The sequence below is a fragment of the Candidatus Liberibacter americanus str. Sao Paulo genome, assembly GCF_000496595.1.
Lineage (GTDB): Bacteria > Pseudomonadota > Alphaproteobacteria > Rhizobiales > Rhizobiaceae > Liberibacter > Liberibacter americanus.
In genome coordinates this window covers 294,292-315,033 of sequence record NC_022793.1, presented here as the reverse complement: position 1 = coordinate 315,033, position 20,742 = coordinate 294,292, and the positions used below count along the sequence as shown (strand labels likewise).

Here is a 20,742-nt window from a genome sequence, read left to right as displayed (position 1 = left end):
ATTATATTTGCATTTTAGAAATTTCCAAATATGCCGAGATAATTTTATCCCGTATAGCTATTGATGTTTGTAAAGTTCTCTCTGCCTGAAGAATGGAATCAGCAGCTTCTCTTATCGATGTTTTTCCCTGCAATGCATCAAATGAAGCAGACTCTGCCCTCTTTATATCTCCAACCGCTTCTTTAGCCATATCTGCTAATAAAGAAGAAAATTTTATAGTCGATACCTCTTCTTCAACATATTCATTTTCAATAAAATCATTTTTTATTTCAGAATTAGCTCCTAGATATTCTGGAGCATTAACTTCTTGAATTCGTTCAATCATAATTAACCCTTTAAAAGATCCAAAGTTATAGAAATCATGTCACGCGCTTGTTTAATCACTTGTAGATTTGCCATATACATTCGGTTTGCTTCTCGCATATCCGCTGTCTCAACTAACATGTTAACATTAGGATATTTTACTAGGCCGCTAGAATCAGCAATAGGATTTCCAGGATCAAATTCTTCAATAAATGAAGATCGATCAACTCCTATTTTACTGATTTTAACCCCACCAGCATCTTGCATAACTTCTGTAAAAGAAATAGTTTTACGACGATATGGATCGGCACCTTTATAATTCCCAGTAGAACGAGAATTCGCAATGTTTTCAGATATAACCTGCATCCGTGCTGATTGAGCAGTTAACCCTGAGTTTGCAATTTTAGAAGACGCTATTAAATAATCCATGATCTTATCCCTTTGATACACTCATCATCATCGAATTTAATTTTCCTACTAAGATATTATTTAGACTATATAAGTATTTAATCTGTCCAGATTTATACAATTCATTCGTCAATCCAACTGTATTACCAGATACCTGGATACCTATCGATTGATCTAAAGGCGATTGAATAATTCTAGTTTTACTATAAAGACTTCGAGAATTATCTTCTTTAAAATGTAATGCATTAGTACGAGCCATCTCAGTATTTGAGTTTAAAACTCGATCAAAGGAATCAACATCTTTAGAGCGATATCCAGGAGTATTAGCATTAGCAATATTCTCAGCAACGACTTTTTGACGCTCTGATAACCATTTAGCATGCTGTGATGCAACTTCAAAAAATGTAATAGTCTGAACCATTTTTCTTCCTCATTATATGGAAAGAATCTATAATTATAATCTTGTGTGGAACTTAAAAAAATAATTTTTAAAATATTTTGATTACTTACAAAAGTCATTAATACATATAAAAAGACAATATTAAAAGGCAAGTATCAGTTAAAGGTCAAAAGAATCAAATATAAATTAAAGATATAACATAAATAAAATAATAAATTTTATGTATTAATATACAAAAAAAATAAACGTAAATACTATTAAATAGTTACGGAAAAAATCATTCAAATGTTATAAATTTAATCAAGAATAAATAATAATATTCAGCAATAACATGAAATATTTATTTCAATTATAATTTTATAACTGCAATTTTTTTGATATTTCTAAAAAAACATCTTCAGATAAATAATCATCCGGTAATTGTTTTAAAAAATCATAGATAATTGGAACTTGGCACACAGCAGAATCAAGATTAAGATCAACACCAGGACGATATCCTCCCATAAGCCTAATATCTTTAGTTTCTTCAAATAGGTTAATCATATTCCTGAGATGAAAAACTAATTTTTGCTCATCAGAACTCCATGCTTTAGATGCGAGTCTAGATACTGATGCTAAAGGATCAACAGGAGGATAACGTCCCTCTTCCGCTAAAGAACGTTTTAAAACAATATGACCATCAAGAATGCTACGCATACAATCAGCTATTGGATCATTATGATTGTCTCCATCCACTAGAATTGAAACTATTGCCGTAATATCTCCTTTTTCTTTTTCAGCAGATCCAGCACGTTCTAAAAGGTTTGGTAATTCAGCAAATACTGAAACAGGATAACCTCTAGCGACAGGCAATTCCCCAGCATTCATAGAAATCTCACGAACCGCATGCGCAAATCTTGTAATACTATCTAATATAAGTAATACGTTTTCACCTTGCGAAGTAAAATACTCTGCTATCGTTAATGCTGTTAAAGGAGCCATTTTACGAAGAATCGGGCTCTCATCACTAGTAGCAACAACTAAAACTGATTTTTCTAAATTATCCCCTAAATTATCTTCTACAAATTCACGTACTTCACGACCACGCTCACCAACCAAAGATATAACAACCCTATTAAAACAAGCAGATTTTGCAAACATAGACAATAATGTCGATTTTCCAATACCAGAACCAGCAAAAATACCAATTCTTTGTCCCATACAAAGTGGCGTGAATAAATCAATAACACGTATTCCTGTCTTAAATCCTTGATCAATCCTCTTGCGATTCATAGCAGATGGAGCTCGTGATATGATTTCCATAGCATAATCACCTTTTTGCAAATCTGAACGACCATCAATAGGATGACCTAATGAATTAACTATACGTCCAGACCAAGACATACTCGGATAAATCCGAAAAGAGCCTTGAGGAAAAACTAAATCTCCTAAACTTATTAGACAACCCATCAATATAGGGCAGACGAATACGATATCAATATCGATACGTATTACTTGTCCCAAATTATTAAAATTTTTTCCTCGATGAACTACAAAATCACCTAAACAAACGTATTTTGATAAACCAGTTACCGTATAATATCCTAACTTGATACTATTTACATAACCACCATGAACAACAAGATTATCACAATAATCATCAGCCAATTGTGCTAATCGCGCAAGCTTATTATACATGTCTATATCATCGTTTTTTTGGTGTTAATATAAAATATTATGATTATTAAGTCATATTTTTTATTGCTTCTAACAAAGAATTTTCACCTTCATCAATGAGCGTGGTAATAGAATTAAATTGCTGTGTTAAATGAATCAATTGACTCATTTCATACATGGAATTTGCATTCGAATCTTCTAAGTAACCTCTTTTAAGAGTGATATTATCATTATCAAATATAGGCTGAGGCTGAATATTAGGAGATATTCCACTATTTTCACGACGTATAAAACCTTTAGATAAATCTACAGAGTAAAAACCTATGACTCCAGCCATCTTCCCATTTTGGGATACCTCTCCATCTTCTCCTACATCAAAATAATCATCTTTCTTAGATATCTGAATTGATGAACCAGAATTATCAAGCACAGGATATTTCCCGCTTGATGATATGAGTGTGCCATCATCTCTTATTTTAAAACGACCATCTCGAGTCAAAATCATTCCTGAAGGAGTTTCCAAAGCAAACCAAGCATCACCTTCCAAAGCAAAATCCATATCACCTCCAGTATTAACTATAGATCCGTTTTTATTGGAAAGATATTCATTGCCTTTAGCAACAAAAGAAACTTTTTGATTAAGATCATTCTTAATAGAATTAATAACTTCAGAAAATTTCACTTTAATGGTACGAAATCCCGTAGTATTGGCATTGGACATATTATCCGCAACAGTAGCAAGCCTTTTTTCCAAAGCTATTTGTGCAGACAGTCCTATATTGAAAGATGACTGCATTTATTACTGCTCCTTATTGATATGAAACTCATAGCAACCACTATAATCTAATACTTGTGCAAAACTGTTACATTATCATGTCAATAGAATTTAAGATAATAGCTTCACACAAGCATTATTACATAATTCCCTGCATCATAGATGTGTTTCAAAATAAATTAAGTTATTACTATATGAATAAAATTTTAGGATTAATCATAACAATAGGATGTATTATAGGAGGCTTCTCAGCAATGGGAGGGAATACGTATGCTCTTATGCAACCATTTGAATTTATAATTGTAGCTGGCGCTGGATTTGGAGGATTTATAATGTCAAATCAAGTAAGAGTCCTGAAGGATTCTGGAAGAGCTATATTAGAAATATTTGGATATAAATCCCATGAGCCACAATTCTATTTTGATATACTAAGAATACTCTATTCATTAATGAATCATTTAAAAAATAAATCAAAAGTAGAAACAGAACGTCAAATAGATGATCCGCATAACTCACCTATATTCACACTAATACCAAAAATTTTAGAAAATCATGAATTAACGACTTTCATTTGCGATTATATACGAATAATCATTGTCGGAAATGCCCAAAGCCATGAAATTGAAATATTAATGGATGAAGAAATTGATACGATACTATCTGAAAAATTAAAACCATATCATGCAATTGCAAGCATGGGTGAAGCATTCCCTGCTATTGGAATCGTAGGAGCGATACTTGGAATTGTAAGAGCTATGGGAAATATATCAGATTCACCTCAAATCTTAGGAGAGGCAATAGCATCATCACTGACTGGAACAATGCTTGGTATAATATTATCTTATTTAATATGTCATCCTCTTATTGAACAAATAAAATCAACAAGATTAAAACAACATATACCATATATCATAGTTAAAAAGACAATCATTGCTTATATAAATGGCGCGGTCCCACAAGTAGCTATTGAATATGGAAGAAAGTCATTACCGATGTATGAAAGACCTTCCATAGAAATTATAGAACAAGAAGTTATTCAATATAATTACGATCAGGAAGCGTCTTAAACATGAGTAGTGGTAAAATTAAAAGCAAAGAAGTACCATCATTCCCTCCTACATTGCTTGCACGTTTGACTGGCAAATTAGGGGATAAAAAAACTATAGAACGTATATCATCAAATTTTGGTCAATCTTATAGCGAGTTTTTACCAATAATTTTTAAAGAAGAAATAGACATAGATATAACTGCATCTTATCTTGACTGTAAATCAGGCAAATTTTCTCAAATAATATCTTACTTTAATGAACACTTTATATTCTATAATTCATCTCTAAAAGGATGGACAGATAATTTTTTCGTTGCTTGCAGCAATGATTTTATAATTAAAATACTCGAAAGATTGCTTAATACAGATCAAGAAATCACACAATCATTACAAAATCGTACTCTTTCAATAATTGAACAAAAATTAGCAAAACTAATTTTAACGAAAATATGCACAACTCTGAATCAATTAATAGCAAAATCCCAAAATACAAACCAAACTCTCGGTGGACCTTATGATATTGATGTTTTAAAAAAAAATACGCACCCATTATCTAATGAATTTGTTACAGCAATAAATATAGAAATCAAACTAGGAACAATTACATCATTATTAACATTAATACTAACTCAAGAAACACTTTTAAAAACTAATATAAAAAACATTAATACAAAAAAAGAAGAAATAAATAAAACACAAGATACTAATGATCCGCTGATTAACAAAGCATATGATTTATACGTAAATGTTGAAACTCGTGCAAAATTAAAACAAGTCAAAATCAAAGATATCCTACAATTAAAAGTAGGACAAATAATCCCCTTTTTATTAAATAGAGAGAAAAACCATGTCACTCTAAACATAAATGGGAAAGATACCTATTCTTGCGAATTAGGTCGTATTGGTAACAATTACACGGTACGTATCAAAGAACGAATAATTTTCGATAAAAAAAATCTAAGCAAAATTTTGAACGAAAGCTAAAAATTTAAAGTAGAAAGTATAATTAATGAATATAGATACAACTTACAATGAGGATAATAGCTTTAATAAAGAAAAAAAAATACCAATGGATAACAACATATTAAAAAATGATTCAACAAATAATAACAATAATATATTTGAAAAATCATCGACTAATAAAGTGAATAATTTAGAACAATCTAATGACAATATTGATCTAATTATGAATATTCCAATTAATTTTCAAGTTATACTAGGATCTTGTTCTATGCAAATTGCTGAACTAGTTAATTTATCTAAAGGAGACATAATAAAACTTGATAGAAGAATTGGTGAGCATGTTGAAATTAACATAAACAACCAAAAAATAGCAAAAGGAGAAATAACTATTATGGATGACGATACTCGGTTCGGAGTTAAAATAGTAGAAATTATACACTCTAGCTAGCAGTGTTATGTTCTAAAATAAATACTTAAAAATTATTTATATATCAAAAAAATTAAAGAGAAGGTACTTATCTTGATAGATAAAGAGGATAAAGCATCTTGCAGAAATTTTTATAAAGAAATTTCAAATATGTCTCTAAAACAGAAAGACAAAGCTACCGCAATACTTTTAGCTATGGATAAAAAAGTTTCTGGCAAACTATTGAAATACTTTACACATCTAGAACTGAAAGAAGTAGTGTCTTCAGCTAAATTGCTGCCCGAAATATCTCCAGAAGAGTTAGAATATATAATAGATGAGTTTGAAAATCAATTTATAGCAGGAATAGGCCTCACAGAAAACGCAAAGAATATTAAACATATTATAGAAGAGGGTTTAGGGAAAAACGAGCTAGATCAATTATTAAATGGATCAACTGATCTTCAAAATCACGAAGAATCTATATGGGATAATTTTAAAGAAGTAGATCATACTGCTATTTCTAATTTTTTACTCAAAGAACATCCTCAAACTACTGCATATATAATATCCATGATACCACCATCAATTGGAGCAAATGTTCTATTAGAATTTCCAGATAAAAAACGTGCAGATATTATGAATCGCACTGTAAATATGAAAAAAATCAGCCCTTATATGCAAAAATTGATTGAAAAATGCATAAAAAAAATACTATCTCAAATAGAATCAAATAAAAATACATCTGGTTCAGAAAAAGTAGCTAATCTAATTAATGAACTTGAAAAGCCTCAGGTTGAGACTTTACTTACTTCTCTAGAATCAGTTAGCAAAGAAGCATTCGAAAAAGTTCGCCCTAAAGTATTCTTATTTGAAGACCTGATTACATTATCCCCTAATAATTTATCTATTTTATTTAATAATATTTCACTTGAAACACTTTCAAAAGCTATCAATGGGACTTCAGAAGAAATTAAAAAAATTATACTAGACTGCCTTAGTATACGACAACGCAGAATAGTTGAGGAAAATAATTTTTCTAAAGGATCTCCTATATATCCACGAGAAATTGCTTTTGCTCGAAGAATAATAGTACAAGAAGCAATCTCACTTTTAAAAACAAATAAGATACAAATTGCGCCTTCTATAGATGTTAATAAAGAAGAAAAGTCAATTAATCCGTCCCCTACTATAGAAGATTGACGTGTCAGAAAACGATAATACTGATAATAAAAAAGAAGCCCCTTCTACAAAAAAAATCGAGGATGCTCGCAAAAAAGGAAACTTACCTATCTCAAAGGAGGTATCTTTACTTGCTTCAATAATAGCCTGCTTAATTTATTTGTTATTTTTTATTCATCCAGAAATCGAGATATTAACGCATAGTATGCGTGATTTTTTAGAAAAATCTATACAATTTGAACTTAAGTCATCTTCTCAAATGTTGTTGATTATAGTTAATATAAGTATTCCTGCAATAAAACTAGTACTACCAGGACTATTATTATTTATTATGTTTGGGATTGGATCATATCTTGTACAAGGAGTTTACCAACCCAACCTTCATAACATAAAGCCATCTATAAAAAAGATATCACCACTAGAAGGTATTAAAAGGATATACAGTAAAAACAACTTAATTTCATTTATAAAATCATTCGCAAAAATAGTTGTTATTGGCACGTTAATTGCAATTTTTATCAAAAATAGTTATTTTGACATGGTTGATTCACTAACTTCTCATCCTCAAATAATATTAAATCAAATTTTTCTTACAATACGTAAAATACTAATCATAATCATCTTATTAACAACCTTAATAACAATAGCAGATTTAGGATGGACTTACTATCAATGGTACTCAAAATTAAAGATGTCTAAAAACGAAGTAAAAGATGAAATGAAACAGACATATGGCAATCCTTTAGTTAAAAGTAGACAAAGATCTATAGCACGTTCCCGACTAAGACATCAAATGATAGAAGCTACATCACGAGCAACACTTGTAATAACAAATCCAACACATTATGCATTAGCACTAAGATATGCACAAAAAGAAAATGACGCTCCAATAATGTTGGCAAAAGGACAAAATATAATAGCTGCTAAAATCAAAGAAATTGCTCAAAAAGAAAATATTCCAATATTTGAAGATCCCGTTTTAGCACGATCTCTATTCAGACAGGTTCCTATCAATAGCACTATCCCTCCAGTTTTTTATAATGCCGTTGCACAACTCATACATAAAATATATACTAAAAACCGCTAATAAAATCAGAACAATCCGTGTTACAAATTACATTAACAAATATATCCGAGACGAATCGCCTTAGCTATTGCCTGTATACGATTCACAGCATCAAGCTTAACCGTTGCAGAGCCAAGGTAGGCATTTACAGTATGAATTGACAATCCTAATCTTTCAGCAATTTCTTCACTAGTATTACCATCTCCTGCTAATTGTAAGCATGAAGTTTCACGTTCTGTCAAATTTCTAGTAGCAGCAGAACGTTTTTTAAATAAAGCTAAAGAATCCATGATAGCTTGATAACAGGCACCATGTGTTTCAATAATAATTTCATTAGCAAGAATTAAATGTTCAGATGTAAATACAATACATCCATTTTTATGGAACCCAAGACGAACAGGAAAAGCAATACCAGAAAATGGCAAAATAATTTTCTCCAATTTGATAACAAATTGCTTTGATGGTTCGACGAAAGTTTTTTCATGTGTACCGTTCCAAATTATAGGCAATAATCCTGAATTAAAGTGAAATAATAATTCATCGCCAATTGATTCAATTAAAATATTTGGAATATTGCTATTCTCTGAATCATAATCATTCAATTCACATATCAGTTGCTGACGCCTCGGAAAATCTGGAGCGCAACTAATAGTATATAAAACAAAATTCTTTGCGTTTATTTTGTTCCGTATTGCATCTAATCTTGCAGAAAGCTCTAGCAAACTAAAAGTTTTTTTTTCTGTTAGCGTGTTTTCGGACAAATTTATTACCTCAAAATTATTCGATTATTGAATACCTATAAAATAAATTAAACTATATTGTTACGAACAGCATAAGCTATTGCTCCAGATCTAGTTTTTGTAGCCGTTTTACGCATAATACTAGCGATATAGTTATTAACTGTATTACGTGATATGCCTAGTATAACTGCTATTTCATCGCTAGTTTTTCCTTCTGAAATCCAAGTTAAACACTCAATTTCACGTCCAGTTAATTCAAAATCTTTACCTAAACTAACATAATAGCTCATAAACACATTAGCTTGATAAGCTGCTAGCAAACCAATTTCCCATAATCGATCTTGTAAAATAATTCGACCCTTTGGAAACAAAAGCATCAAACCAATACGTATACGACCTACATCAAATGTAAGAGAGCAATAACGGTTATCCATGTCGGATGGAAAATCTACATTATCTGGGATCTTATGGAAAACAGGGCAAAATAATTCTGCTGGACGCTGCAAAATATTATGAGATTTATCTCTATCACTAAATGCCATACACCTTACCAAATCAAATGGCCAATCAGAACTAACTATAGAATCTAATTTCTGCTCCTGGAAAAGATCCCATCTTAGCAATAAAAAATGACTTGCTCCTACATATTCGGTAAGAGCATACATTCTCATTTTCCAAGAAACCGTTCTATCCATAAGAACCATACGTGTTAATAAATCACTACGTGTAGGAAGATGAGGTAAAAAAGATGTTCTATGTTCATCTTCTCTGATCAACCCAACATCAACCTGTTGCATATCAAAATTCATGATGCAAATTACCTTCAAAGGCATGTTTTTTAATATTAATAAAAGAACACTTTTGGGCCAAATATTTTATCTAAATAAAAATAACACTTCTCATTAAATAAATTAAAATATCTATTACACTTGTAACAAAACAAAACAATTTAAAATTATAAATAATCAAATTATATAAAAATATAATTCATAATATATAATAAAAAACAAATAAAAAACTCATAAACATTTATATTACATATTTTTAAATACTTATTAAAGTATTAAAAAAATTTTTTATCATAAAATGATACAATTATTTATCAAAATTATACATAATATATATTATTATATTGCAGCAATCCTCCAATTAACGTTAACCAATAGGGTTGCTATATCTGCTATCTATTTCAGATCTAGCCCACTTCCTAAGAATCTTAGCAAAACGTTCTTCATTTATTTCAACCATATGTAAAAGACGACGATCAGTCTTTTCATTAATGTAATTGTTTAAATTTTTGCTAAGATTATTCTCATATGATAAGAATTCCTTATCATTTGAATTTAACTCAACACTATCATCTGATAATAAATCTTCAGAAGTATAATTAGAGTTAGATGGCGCAATAAAACCTAAGTTATTCTCCTGTTCTATTTTACCCATAGCATTATTGCTATTATTCATTATTCGAACTACGTATATACCAAACAATAATACACAAAACATTATTATTAGAAAAAATATCGCATTAACAATAATCGAAAAATTGCTAGACAAAATATCCATAAAATGTAATGGCGCAGTAGTTGAATATAAAAGTTGATTTTCTAAAAAATCCATGGATGTGATTCTTATAGTATCTCCACGTGCAGCATTAATTCCAGTTGCAGCAGAAACGATACGATTTATTTCAGATAAATATGAATCAATTTTCTGTTGATCAACTGATTTTCCTAACATACTCAATAGACGAGCTTTATTAACCACTACCGCTATAGATAAACGCTCTAATTTATAGTTATTATGAGTTGTAGAAACGCTCTTTGTATTAATCTCATAATTGCTCTGCTCCTCTTTTTTATCAAAATTATCTTTAGAATGAGGCGATTGAGAGCTTTTATCAGCATAATTCGGCATATTTTGTTCAACAGTAACAGATGAATCTTGCTGAATACTCTCAGATATTTTAATATCTTTAGATAGGCGAACAGAACGCTCAACTCTAGAATCAGGATCATAAACTGTCTCTTTTATTTGCTGCGTATCTGTATTCAATTCGACAATCACTGCAGATCGAAAATTATCTATGCCAAGGAAAGGCCCCAGAGCTTTATTAATATTCATCTCAATTTCATTTTGAACGGCTTTTACTATTCCTAATGACTTACCAAATGAGTTTTTATCTATATCATTATCTGCAACCAATAATTTACCTGTAGAATCAAGAACTATTACATCATTAATATCAAGGCCTTGAACCGCAGAAGCAACAAGAGAACGAATTGCTGCAGCTGATTTATATACAGAATGATTAATAGCTCTAATCATTACAGCAGCTGTTGGTTTGGATCCTATACGCCTAAAACCACTCATATCAGGCATCACAATATGCACACGCGCAGACACAATTCCAGAAATAGCTTGAATGGTGCGAGCTATTTCTCCTTCAAGTGCACGTACACGCGTCACTTCTTGCATAAAAGAAGTTAAACCAAAAGAATTAACCTTATCAAAAAGTTCATAACCAGAATTACTAGAACTACTAGGTAAACCTTGAGAAACAAGGAGAACACGGGCTTTGCTTACTAAATTAGACGGAACCAAAACACTAGAACCATTATCAGAAATACGAAAATCTATATTAGACGCTGATAAAGCCATGGATATCCGATTAACATCTGACGCTTCTAGCTTCACATAAATACTTTCATATATAGGCGCACCTACAAAAAATCTAGCAATAAATATTAAAACAACAGAAGCAACAATTGTCGTAATAAAAATAATTAATCGCGTACGCCCTAAAGACGAAATACCTCTTAAAAAAATTAATAATCTATCTATAATAGCCACTTTTTTTCCACTGAAATTACAATGGTATACACCTATCTAGATTTGATATGTATTTGTAGAAGCTTGTGCGAAAGTTAAAGCAAAATTAAAGTAATATTTATCTAAGAACATACATAAATTCTATGTTTCATATATAAGTTAAGATAATTGAAAGGGATGAAGACAGATATAAAAAAATAATTACAATTTAGTTGCGATGACATCTAAATATAATTCATAAGAGCGTGATTTTTAAATTATTTTATAAATAAAAAAATCCATTATAAATTATTATATCAAAAAATTTAATAGCAATCATATACAATCATATTAGGTTCATAACGAAATAACTCAACAAAAAAAGTAGTATAAAATTTAAACAATAAATATATTAGAAATACAAATTATCAATAATATTAAACAATTTGTTTGTTTTAATAAAATATTCTATAAACCCCATACGAATATCCTAGATGATACTTGACTAAATGCACCTATTTGAAAAAAACTAATTATAGCAAGCCATTTTCTTATAATACATGTCAAGATATTCATCTAGATCAAAATCATTGGCAGATATATATAAAATCATATATATAACAGCTAAATGATTTTAAAAAATTCAACTTTTTCTCAATAAACTACGGATATCAGAAAGAACCTGCAGTTCGGTTTCTTTAGAAACATCTTTTTTATTAGTCAATTTATTAACAAATTGTATCATAATAAAAATAACCGCCGCTAAAATGAAAAAATTAACAACAACAGTTATAAAATTACCATAAGCAAATACAGCACCCTGCTTACGTGCCTCCGATATAACAGAAGATTTAATATCCGAACTCAAGGGTAAAAAGTAGTTAGAAAAATCAGCTCCACCTCCCATGATTAAACTAACTAACGGCATTACTATATCTTCTACAATAGATTGAACAACACGCCCAAAAGAACTACCAATTATAATACCGACAGATAAATCTATCACGTTACCACGAGCAACAAATTTCTTAAATTCAGTCAACACAGACGTATCTTTTGACATATTTCATCCCTTCTAAATCAAATTAACCTAATGCATAATAACTATCATGCATATAATTGATATCCAAAAAAGAATTACCCTTTATTAACCACATACCCTATAGAACGCACAAACTTTATGTAGAAAATTTTTTAATAATTGGTTAAAAAAAAAATAAAAGAGGTTATCACAGAAAGAATTATTTATTTAAAATAATAAATATTATTTATCTTCTATAATTAATGTAAAAATAAATATATAAAAATAGTTGTTTTATTATGTAACAATTTCACTATAATTAATAGTAAATATATAATATATACTATTAAAAGTGATGAAGTATATTTAAATAAATTAGTAAAGATTATTTAAAAATCGCAATTTAATAATAATAGGAACTGATATGATATAAAATGCAAATATCAACATATTATAATAGATATAAAAAATATACAATAACTGAAATAAGTTGATTACAGGTCAGAGGACCTGTAACGCATATCTTAAATAAATTTAGTGCAGATTAATAACAATTCTATTTCAAAATAATCATTAATCTATATTCAATTAAAGAATAGAAAATGCATATGTTGCAAAAAGAAGTTAATTTATTGGAGAAAAAGTACTTTTTAGAAAATATTATTTTATATGCTAAAATCTTTATACAAAACCTAATGAAAATATTTTCTATAATATCATTTCTTATTATCTTAATAACGACAAAATTACACGCAAAACCAACGAAAGCCAGTATAGTTATTAATATACAAAATGGTAAAACTGTTTATGGTTTCAAACAAAATGAAAAGAACCATCCTGCATCTCTTACAAAAATGATGACCTTATATATAGTATTCGAACATCTGCAATCAAAAAAAATTAAACTAAGTACTAAAATCCCAGTCTCTAAAAACGCTGCCATGCAACCAGCTTCAAAGCTTTATTTAAAAGAAAATACATATTTCACCGTAGAACAAGGTATACTAGCGCTTGTCACACGCTCTGCAAATGATGTATCTACAGCTTTCGGAGAATTTTTCAGCGGATCAGAGAGAAAATTTGCAATTCTCATGTCTAATAAAGCTAAATCCCTCGGAATGCATAACACAATTTATAAAAATTCTAGTGGACTTCATGATAAAGAGCAAGTCACTACAGCATATGATCAAGCAATACTAGGAGCAAGTCTCCGTAGAAATTTACCTGAATACTACAAATATTTTTCAAAAAAACAGTTTCGTTATAAAAATAGAATAATAACAAATCATAATAACTTGTTAAACAAAATAAATGGTATAGATGGAATAAAAACAGGATACACTCAAGAGTCAGGATATAACATAGTTACTTCATTAAAATCTGATGATGAATCAATAATTGCAGTCGTAATGGGAATGCCTACTAATCAAGGAAGAGATAAAAAAGCACTAGAACTAATTTGTTTATTTAAAAACAAAAAAAACATACAAAGAAATAAAAATATCAAAAAATCCTATTCTCCTATATCAAAAAGAATAAAACATACAATTATAAAAACTAAAAACTCACCTATTCAAAAATATACTTCAACAATCCCAGCAATAAAAAAAGATAAGTTAGTTTTACAAGAAAAATTATCACCAATTCAAAGAATAAATAGTATTCCCTATGCACGAAAATTAAATAGCAAATCCCTACACTAACATTACATTTTGCTTATAAATAACAAAATTACATTTATTACGTTAATTTAATCTATATTGAATAATAATTGCCAAAAATATAAATAATTATTTTAATTATAAAATTTAATAAAAAATACATAAAAAAATATTGATCTCAACTACAATCATCAAAATAATTTAAAAAACAAATTTAATTTATCAAAAATTATAATTGTAATATTTAAAGGTTTTTTACTCTATTTTCACAATCTCTGTATATTTTATAGTGGAAAGCTATTCAAAATTTTAAATATACGAGAATATATATGACACGTGAAACTTACTTTTTTGAGAATTCTATAAATAGGAATAAAAATAAATTAAAGCCACTTGTCCAAGTAATGCAAGAAATAGCAATCAGAACTATAGCAGCTAATCGCAAACAAAATATAAAGTCAATAACAAGAGAATTCATAGAATCTTGGATAGCATATAATTCACGCGCATATAGGATAGGACAACCAAGGACTAATTTAAAAATTCAGGTCGCATATCGTAAAAATATGATTCCTATACTAATAAACATAGGGAACACAAACAGAAGAAAAAGTAAATAATCTTTAGATATGAGTTGTAATGATAGTGCTAAATAATATTTTATTACGTAAAAAATAAGTCAAAGGAAGCATAATCAGTACTATATATATTCTTCTAAACCTGATCAAACATATTAATCAATATCTACATCAATAAAACCATCTTTATCAATCCAAGTCTTATTATTTAATTTATCATCTCTATCTGGACTAGTTTGCAAAAGTATTGATACAGACTTATTTTTTTTAGACTTAGCTTCGTATATAAGCCGCTTAACATCATCCGTAGAAGATACCGGGCTAGAATTTATATAACTAATATACATACCAGGCAATGCACCCTTAAAATAAGCATCTGAAGATAGATTCACATCAACAATCCTTACAACTTTTCTACCATCTTCATAGATAACATCCTTCATTTTTATTCCCAATAATTCTTTAATATCCGTCATCCTTTTAGATTCCAAAACTAATGTATCTTTAGGAGAGGCTTCTAATACCAAAGAAACGGAACGCTTTCCTTTTTCTGAACATAAAGAAATTTCAATTTTATCTTTAGGCAAATAAAGATTTATATTTTTAATAAAACTCATCAAATTACTTATTGGCTTTCCATTAAGCTCACAAATAACATCACCTATTTTCAATCCGATTTTATCTGCTGGAGAATCCTTTGTAACAGAAAAAACAACAACGCCTGTTTTATCAGGGATACCAAAAGAAACAGCTAAATCTTTAGTTAAATTCTGAATAGAAATCCCAGACCAACCACGAATAAACCTACCATTTTTAATTAAAGAAGGGATAACCTCCTTGATAACAGAAGTAGAAATGGCAAATCCAATACCCGAAACATTAAAACCATAATAATTAATACCTACTAAAAGACCATTACTATTAAAGCAAGGGCCACCAGAATTACCAATAGTTAATGGAGCATCAATTTGTAAATAACTAGCACCATACTTATTTGTCGGGAAATCAGAACGACCACGAGCTGATACAATTCCAGAAGTTACAGTTTCACTAATTCCTAAAGGACTACCGATAGCAAATACCCTTTCTCCAATACGTACACTATCTGTATCGCCAAATTTCACAGAATTAAACTTTCCATCACTCTTTACCTTCAATACAGCTAAATCAGTAATATGATCATATCCTACTAAATATGCTGGTAGAATTGCACCTCCTTTAAGAACTACATCGATACCAGCAATATCAGCACCATTTTTAACAACATGGCTGTTAGTAACAACATAACCATCGGTGCTAATAAAAAAACCAGAACCAATAATTACATCTTTTACATCTTTTCCACTAATATAATCAGAAATATGAGGAAACTTAGATAAAACTAAACTAGGCAAATTTTGATATTGAGCCGATCCAATAACTCCTATATTATTGGACTTTTTTATTTTAACAACTACGGTTACAACAGAAGAAGCGACACGATCAACGACTGGAGAGATATCAACATATGACGCATCTCTAGCTTCAACAACAGAACGTATGCTTCCTCCAAAAACAGAAAATATAAGCACCGCAACTAGCGAAAAAATAATGATTGGTAAATTCTGTATTTTTAGCATACTAAACAGTCAGCTCCTAAAGTAATCAAAAAATGAAATAAATAATCTAAGCAATATTATGATATAAGCAATACTATGATATTAGAAATAATCTAAAAACACATACAAAAAACATTATTTATAACATAAAATACAATTACTAAATACGCTTAGTGTATAAAAAAATAAAAAAGACATACATCTAAACACATATATTGAGATGATTGTTAAAGCAGTTATCTAAAAAGAAATGACTATAAATCAACGACGACTAAATAATAGCTTGATTAAAAAACATCTAAAAATAATAAGAATAATATTTTCGAACTAATAAAAGTATAAAAGTCAATATTTATGATAGTTTACCGATTAATTTAACGGAGAAATAGTTTTGTCAAAATATGATAATTAACATCAAGAAAAATACATTCAATTAAATTAGGCATAAATCTTATTTTGAGGATCATTATGCTTATTATTTGAAAAACTAGGAACCATATCCAAAACTCTATTTTTTGGAAGTACTGCTATTACCTCAACTCCTTCACTTAATTTAGATTTTATGACAAATTTACCTCCATGATTTGACAAAATAGATTTTACTATTGGAAGTCCCAATCCTGCTCCCTGTTCAGCGCTTTTAATTGCTATAGATCCTTGTCCAAAAGCAGATAAAGCTATTGGAATTTCTCCTTCAGAAATACCAGGACCATTATCTCTTATCGAAATATACTGCCCTCCTTCAGGCGTCCAACTAACTTTTACGTAAACTTTACCTCCAGGATAAGTAAATTTCACCGCATTAGAAAGAAGATTAAGAACTACTTGTCTCATACCTTTTTCATCAGCCCATATATATGAAAGCGTTGAATCTATCTGTTGTAATATCTGGATATTTTTACATTGAGCTCTCAGCTGAAGCATGACAATACATTCATTCACTATATTAATAAGAGATACAGAAGTTTCACTAAGCTCATACCTTCCCGCCTCAATACGCGAAAGATCTAATATTTCATTGATTAGATTTAAAAGATGTTGTCCAGAACTATGTATATCTCCAACATACTCCTTATAAATATTATTATTTAAAGGGCCCATAGTCTCCAAGACCATAACTTCTGAAAAGCCCAAAATAGCATTAAGAGGAGTTCTCAATTCATGAGACATTGAAGCAAGAAAACGAGACTTAGCAAGATTAGCTTCTTCTGCTCTTTTTCTAGTCTCATCCGACAAAGCTTTCGCTATTTCTAATTCAGCTATCAGATCATCTTTTTCGGCTTGGCAAGAAATAATTTGCATATTAGATTTGAACAAATGATGCGTGATATAGGTGAAAGCAGATAAAGCAATACCAAGCACTGCAGCCAAGCTTATGTCCAATAAATGCATACTAGCAATAGCTTGACTGCTGAGCGCTACCAATACTGGAAGAAATGATAAGAAAACAGAATATGGAAGCATAAAATTGGACAAAGCACTAATTGATAATGCAATCAAAAGAGTTGCACTTTTATATATTGTTAGATATTCCGGGGTCCAATCTCCGCATTCTACGAAAGTAAGTAACATCCAGCATATGCCTATCGCAATCTGACCAACAAGAAGTCGCATACGCCATATACGGGTTTCCCCAGGCTTTATATTCTTAGACAACACTTTTTTACCTAAGAACATATTAGCTGCATAAATAACCAAAGTAAAAAGAGCCCACATAGGAAGCATAGGATTATGAGTAAACCAAGTGCCCACATTAGCTATGAACAATACAAATAGTGGTAAAATAGAAGAAATACGCAACATAGATCCAACGTGTAGATCTATTATTTTTCGATCAAAATCATCATCAGAAAGGTTTTTTATGCCAATGTCATCTCCTATAGGAATTACGCGATTATTCGTAATCTTACTTTGAAATCTATCCAAGGGATCTACTATTTTTTTATTATTTGACATAAATTTTTTTTGGGTGTTTATTTTAGGAGTTTATGTTATATTCAGTTCTAAAGCGTTATCCCATAATAAAAACAGAAGATTTAAAATAATATTAATGTAATGATATTATTCATTATCATACTAAATTTTCATTTCAATTATTAAATATTAGTAAACAATATATCAAATATATCTAATAAAATTATTATAATTAATTAAATAAATATGATTAAACAATAAGTTATACTTATAATATTTTATTATATAGAGTAACAGTTAGTAGTATATATTACACTATTATAATTTTCAATAATAGCAAAAAATCTTACGATTAAAACTAATATTTATTAAAAAATCAAATTCATATATAATCATTTTAATCATTGATAGAAAAACTATTTATTAGTATAGTTTTTCTATTCACTTTAATAAAAAGTAAAATGGGTTGATACTAAAAAATATCTTTTTATAGTGAAAATTCGAGATAAATTTCCGAATTTAAAATACGTTAAGCTGATTTATAATGATGTTTTGCACTTGATTTTTAGATTATCAACATCATATCAATTGTGTCATAGATTTATAAAATACTGGAGATCTTCATGAATGATGAAAAAATTGAAAAAGGCAATAACCCTTATGATACAGATGAAAGCCCCGTAGAAGAACAAAAAGTTGTAAATCCTCTTGAAGAAGCGGAAATGAAAGCAGAAGAATTTCGCGATAAATATCTACGAGTAGTCGCAGAAATGGAAAATCTTCGACGTAGGACTGATAGGGAAATACAAGATATTCAGTCTTATTCAAATGCAGCATTCGCTCGTGATATGTTGTCAGTTTCTGACAACCTTTCTCGCGCACTTGAATCTTCGCCTAAAGATAAAGACAAGATTGCAAATAGTGGACTTAAATCTTTGATTGATGGCATAGAAATGACTAAGCGTGAAATGATGTCTACTTTAGAAAAATATGGTATCAAAAAAATCGAAGCTGAAGGCAATAAATTCAATCCAAACTATCATCAAGCAATGTTTGAGGAACAAAATGAAACTATTCCTGCAAACACTGTGATAAAAGTAGTTCAGGATGGCTATCTTATAGGTGAGCGTATTTTAAGACCATCTCTAGTAGGAATTTCTAAAGGCAATCCATATAATCCACAAAAACAGGATGATCCAAAAGAATGCTCAAATTCTATTGATGATGAAGATACTTCTTCTACTACTACAAAGGAATAGATTGCAAAATCCAATATTTTTTCATGGAAAGAAACAATTAGTGATTTGACATTATTTTTTCATAATATAGAGGGATAAAAATAGTAAATATATATAACGAGATACTTCTAAGAATGCAAAGATTATAGATCTGCTGATCTAAGGTTATATGACTATATCAGCTCTGATTATTGCAATTCAACGATAGGTAGGATTGTAAGTATAAAAAAGCTTATCTTTAATTATTTCAATAATATTTCTCAGAAGTATCTTGTCTTAAAAAAACTCATCAAGGCTGTATACCAGTAGCCATATATTGTATTGTTTCCGCAATATTGGTAACATGATCTCCTATACGTTCCATATTCTTAGAACAAAAAAGAAGGTGCGTACAAAAAGTAATATTGCGAGGATCTTCCATCATATATGTCAATAACTCTCGAAATAATGAAGTATGCATAGCATCCAATTCACCATCACGATCACAAATAGATCGTGCCTTTTCTGTAGATCGACTAACATATACATTCATAATTTCAGAAAGCTGTTCCAATGATAGCATTGCTAAAGGTTCAATAGTTGAAACTAAATTTTTAGGGACACCAAACATTTGTAAAGCCAATACACGTTTAGCAGTATTCTTGGCCAAGTCACCAACACGCTCCAAATCAGTAGCTATTCTAATAGAACCAACTATCTCACGCAAATCAGATGCCATTGGTTGACGCTTAGCTATTATTAAAATAGCTTTATCGTCTATATATCTCTCTAACCGATTCAACATAGAATCGCTATCAATAACCTTCTGAGCAAGGATAGAATCTCCTTTTACAAAAGCACTAATAGAAGAAGAGACCATCTTACTGGAAAGTTCACCCATTTCAACAATATGCCGAAATAGAAACTCCAATTCCTCATCATAAGCAGAAATTATATGGCACGACATCAAACTATAATCCAATTCAAAAAAATCA

20 protein-coding genes are annotated in these 20,742 nt (G+C 29.7%); 8 read left to right on the top strand and 12 right to left on the bottom strand.

From position 1 onward, the window contains the following. Position 1 precedes the first annotated feature (1 nt). From fliE to flgF, 5 genes are all read right to left on the bottom strand, one after another. A complete protein-coding gene (fliE, locus tag LAM_RS01325; RefSeq protein ID WP_007556896.1) occupies positions 2-325 on the bottom strand; it encodes a flagellar hook-basal body complex protein FliE in 324 nt (107 codons plus the stop codon). A gap of 2 nt (positions 326-327) precedes the next feature. Then, complete coding sequence (gene flgC, locus LAM_RS01320) at positions 328-732, bottom strand: flagellar basal body rod protein FlgC (protein WP_007556895.1); 405 nt, start codon at positions 730-732, stop codon at positions 328-330. 4 nt (positions 733-736) lie between these two features. Continuing rightward, the gene (gene flgB / locus LAM_RS01315; protein WP_007556894.1) at positions 737-1,132 is read right to left on the bottom strand and encodes a flagellar basal body rod protein FlgB; all 396 of its coding nucleotides are present in this window, start codon (positions 1,130-1,132) and stop codon (positions 737-739) included. Positions 1,133-1,468: 336 nt separating this feature from the next. Continuing rightward, positions 1,469-2,788, bottom strand: coding sequence for a FliI/YscN family ATPase (locus tag LAM_RS01310; RefSeq protein WP_007556893.1), 1,320 nt, complete (start codon positions 2,786-2,788; stop codon positions 1,469-1,471). A 46-nt stretch (positions 2,789-2,834) separates the two neighbouring features. Beyond that, positions 2,835-3,563 (bottom strand): flagellar basal-body rod protein FlgF, encoded by a 729-nt coding sequence (flgF, locus tag LAM_RS01305; protein ID WP_007556892.1) that lies wholly within the window; start codon positions 3,561-3,563, stop codon positions 2,835-2,837. A 173-nt stretch (positions 3,564-3,736) separates the two neighbouring features. Between flgF and motA the strand changes: the two genes are divergently transcribed. From motA to flhB, 5 genes are all read left to right on the top strand, one after another. Continuing rightward, positions 3,737-4,609 (top strand): flagellar motor stator protein MotA, encoded by an 873-nt coding sequence (motA, locus tag LAM_RS01300; protein ID WP_007556891.1) that lies wholly within the window; start codon positions 3,737-3,739, stop codon positions 4,607-4,609. Positions 4,610-4,611: 2 nt separating this feature from the next. Then, a complete protein-coding gene (locus tag LAM_RS01295; RefSeq protein WP_007556889.1) occupies positions 4,612-5,574 on the top strand; it encodes a flagellar motor switch protein FliM in 963 nt (320 codons plus the stop codon). A gap of 25 nt (positions 5,575-5,599) precedes the next feature. Next, positions 5,600-6,001: a flagellar motor switch protein FliN gene (gene fliN, locus LAM_RS01290; protein WP_007556888.1), complete on the top strand. Its 402-nt coding sequence runs from the start codon at positions 5,600-5,602 to the stop codon at positions 5,999-6,001. Between the two features lie 72 nt (positions 6,002-6,073). Further along, positions 6,074-7,162, top strand: a complete 1,089-nt coding sequence (locus LAM_RS01285) for a flagellar motor switch protein FliG (protein ID WP_007556887.1) — start codon at positions 6,074-6,076, stop codon at positions 7,160-7,162. A gap of 1 nt (position 7,163) precedes the next feature. Further along, complete coding sequence (gene flhB, locus LAM_RS01280; RefSeq protein WP_007556886.1) at positions 7,164-8,228, top strand: flagellar type III secretion system protein FlhB; 1,065 nt, start codon at positions 7,164-7,166, stop codon at positions 8,226-8,228. Between the two features lie 32 nt (positions 8,229-8,260). Here the strand turns inward: flhB and LAM_RS05460 are convergent, their stop codons facing one another. The 4 genes from LAM_RS05460 to mscL form a co-directional block, all read right to left on the bottom strand. Further along, entirely contained in the window at positions 8,261-8,968 is a 708-nt protein-coding gene (locus LAM_RS05460) for a response regulator transcription factor (RefSeq protein ID WP_007556884.1), read from the bottom strand. A gap of 47 nt (positions 8,969-9,015) precedes the next feature. Continuing rightward, positions 9,016-9,756, bottom strand: a complete 741-nt coding sequence (visN, locus tag LAM_RS01270) for a transcriptional regulator VisN (protein ID WP_007556882.1) — start codon at positions 9,754-9,756, stop codon at positions 9,016-9,018. A 346-nt stretch (positions 9,757-10,102) separates the two neighbouring features. Next, positions 10,103-11,800: a flagellar basal-body MS-ring/collar protein FliF gene (gene fliF, locus LAM_RS01265; RefSeq protein WP_007556881.1), complete on the bottom strand. Its 1,698-nt coding sequence runs from the start codon at positions 11,798-11,800 to the stop codon at positions 10,103-10,105. Between the two features lie 601 nt (positions 11,801-12,401). After that, complete coding sequence (gene mscL, locus LAM_RS01260; RefSeq protein ID WP_007556880.1) at positions 12,402-12,803, bottom strand: large conductance mechanosensitive channel protein MscL; 402 nt, start codon at positions 12,801-12,803, stop codon at positions 12,402-12,404. A 578-nt stretch (positions 12,804-13,381) separates the two neighbouring features. On the opposite strand from mscL, the gene LAM_RS01255 reads away from it, so the two are divergent. Continuing rightward, positions 13,382-14,482 carry a D-alanyl-D-alanine carboxypeptidase family protein gene (locus tag LAM_RS01255; RefSeq protein WP_007556879.1) on the top strand — a complete coding sequence of 367 codons (1,101 nt, stop codon included), beginning with the start codon at positions 13,382-13,384 and terminating at the stop codon, positions 14,480-14,482. 287 nt (positions 14,483-14,769) lie between these two features. Then, complete coding sequence (locus LAM_RS01250; RefSeq protein WP_007556877.1) at positions 14,770-15,060, top strand: hypothetical protein; 291 nt, start codon at positions 14,770-14,772, stop codon at positions 15,058-15,060. A 113-nt stretch (positions 15,061-15,173) separates the two neighbouring features. On the opposite strand, the gene LAM_RS01245 is transcribed toward LAM_RS01250, so the two are convergent. Both LAM_RS01245 and LAM_RS01240 read right to left on the bottom strand, forming a co-directional pair. Next, on the bottom strand, positions 15,174-16,637 hold the full coding sequence (locus LAM_RS01245) for a trypsin-like peptidase domain-containing protein (RefSeq protein WP_007556876.1): 1,464 nt from the start codon (positions 16,635-16,637) through the stop codon (positions 15,174-15,176). Between the two features lie 417 nt (positions 16,638-17,054). After that, the gene (locus tag LAM_RS01240) at positions 17,055-18,572 is read right to left on the bottom strand and encodes a sensor histidine kinase (RefSeq protein WP_007556875.1); all 1,518 of its coding nucleotides are present in this window, start codon (positions 18,570-18,572) and stop codon (positions 17,055-17,057) included. 581 nt (positions 18,573-19,153) lie between these two features. Between LAM_RS01240 and grpE the strand changes: the two genes are divergently transcribed. After that, entirely contained in the window at positions 19,154-19,789 is a 636-nt protein-coding gene (grpE, locus tag LAM_RS01235; RefSeq protein WP_007556873.1) for a nucleotide exchange factor GrpE, read from the top strand. 268 nt (positions 19,790-20,057) lie between these two features. On the opposite strand, the gene phoU is transcribed toward grpE, so the two are convergent. Beyond that, entirely contained in the window at positions 20,058-20,717 is a 660-nt protein-coding gene (gene phoU / locus LAM_RS01230; RefSeq protein ID WP_040055842.1) for a phosphate signaling complex protein PhoU, read from the bottom strand. Between the last annotated feature and the right edge of the window lie 25 nt (positions 20,718-20,742).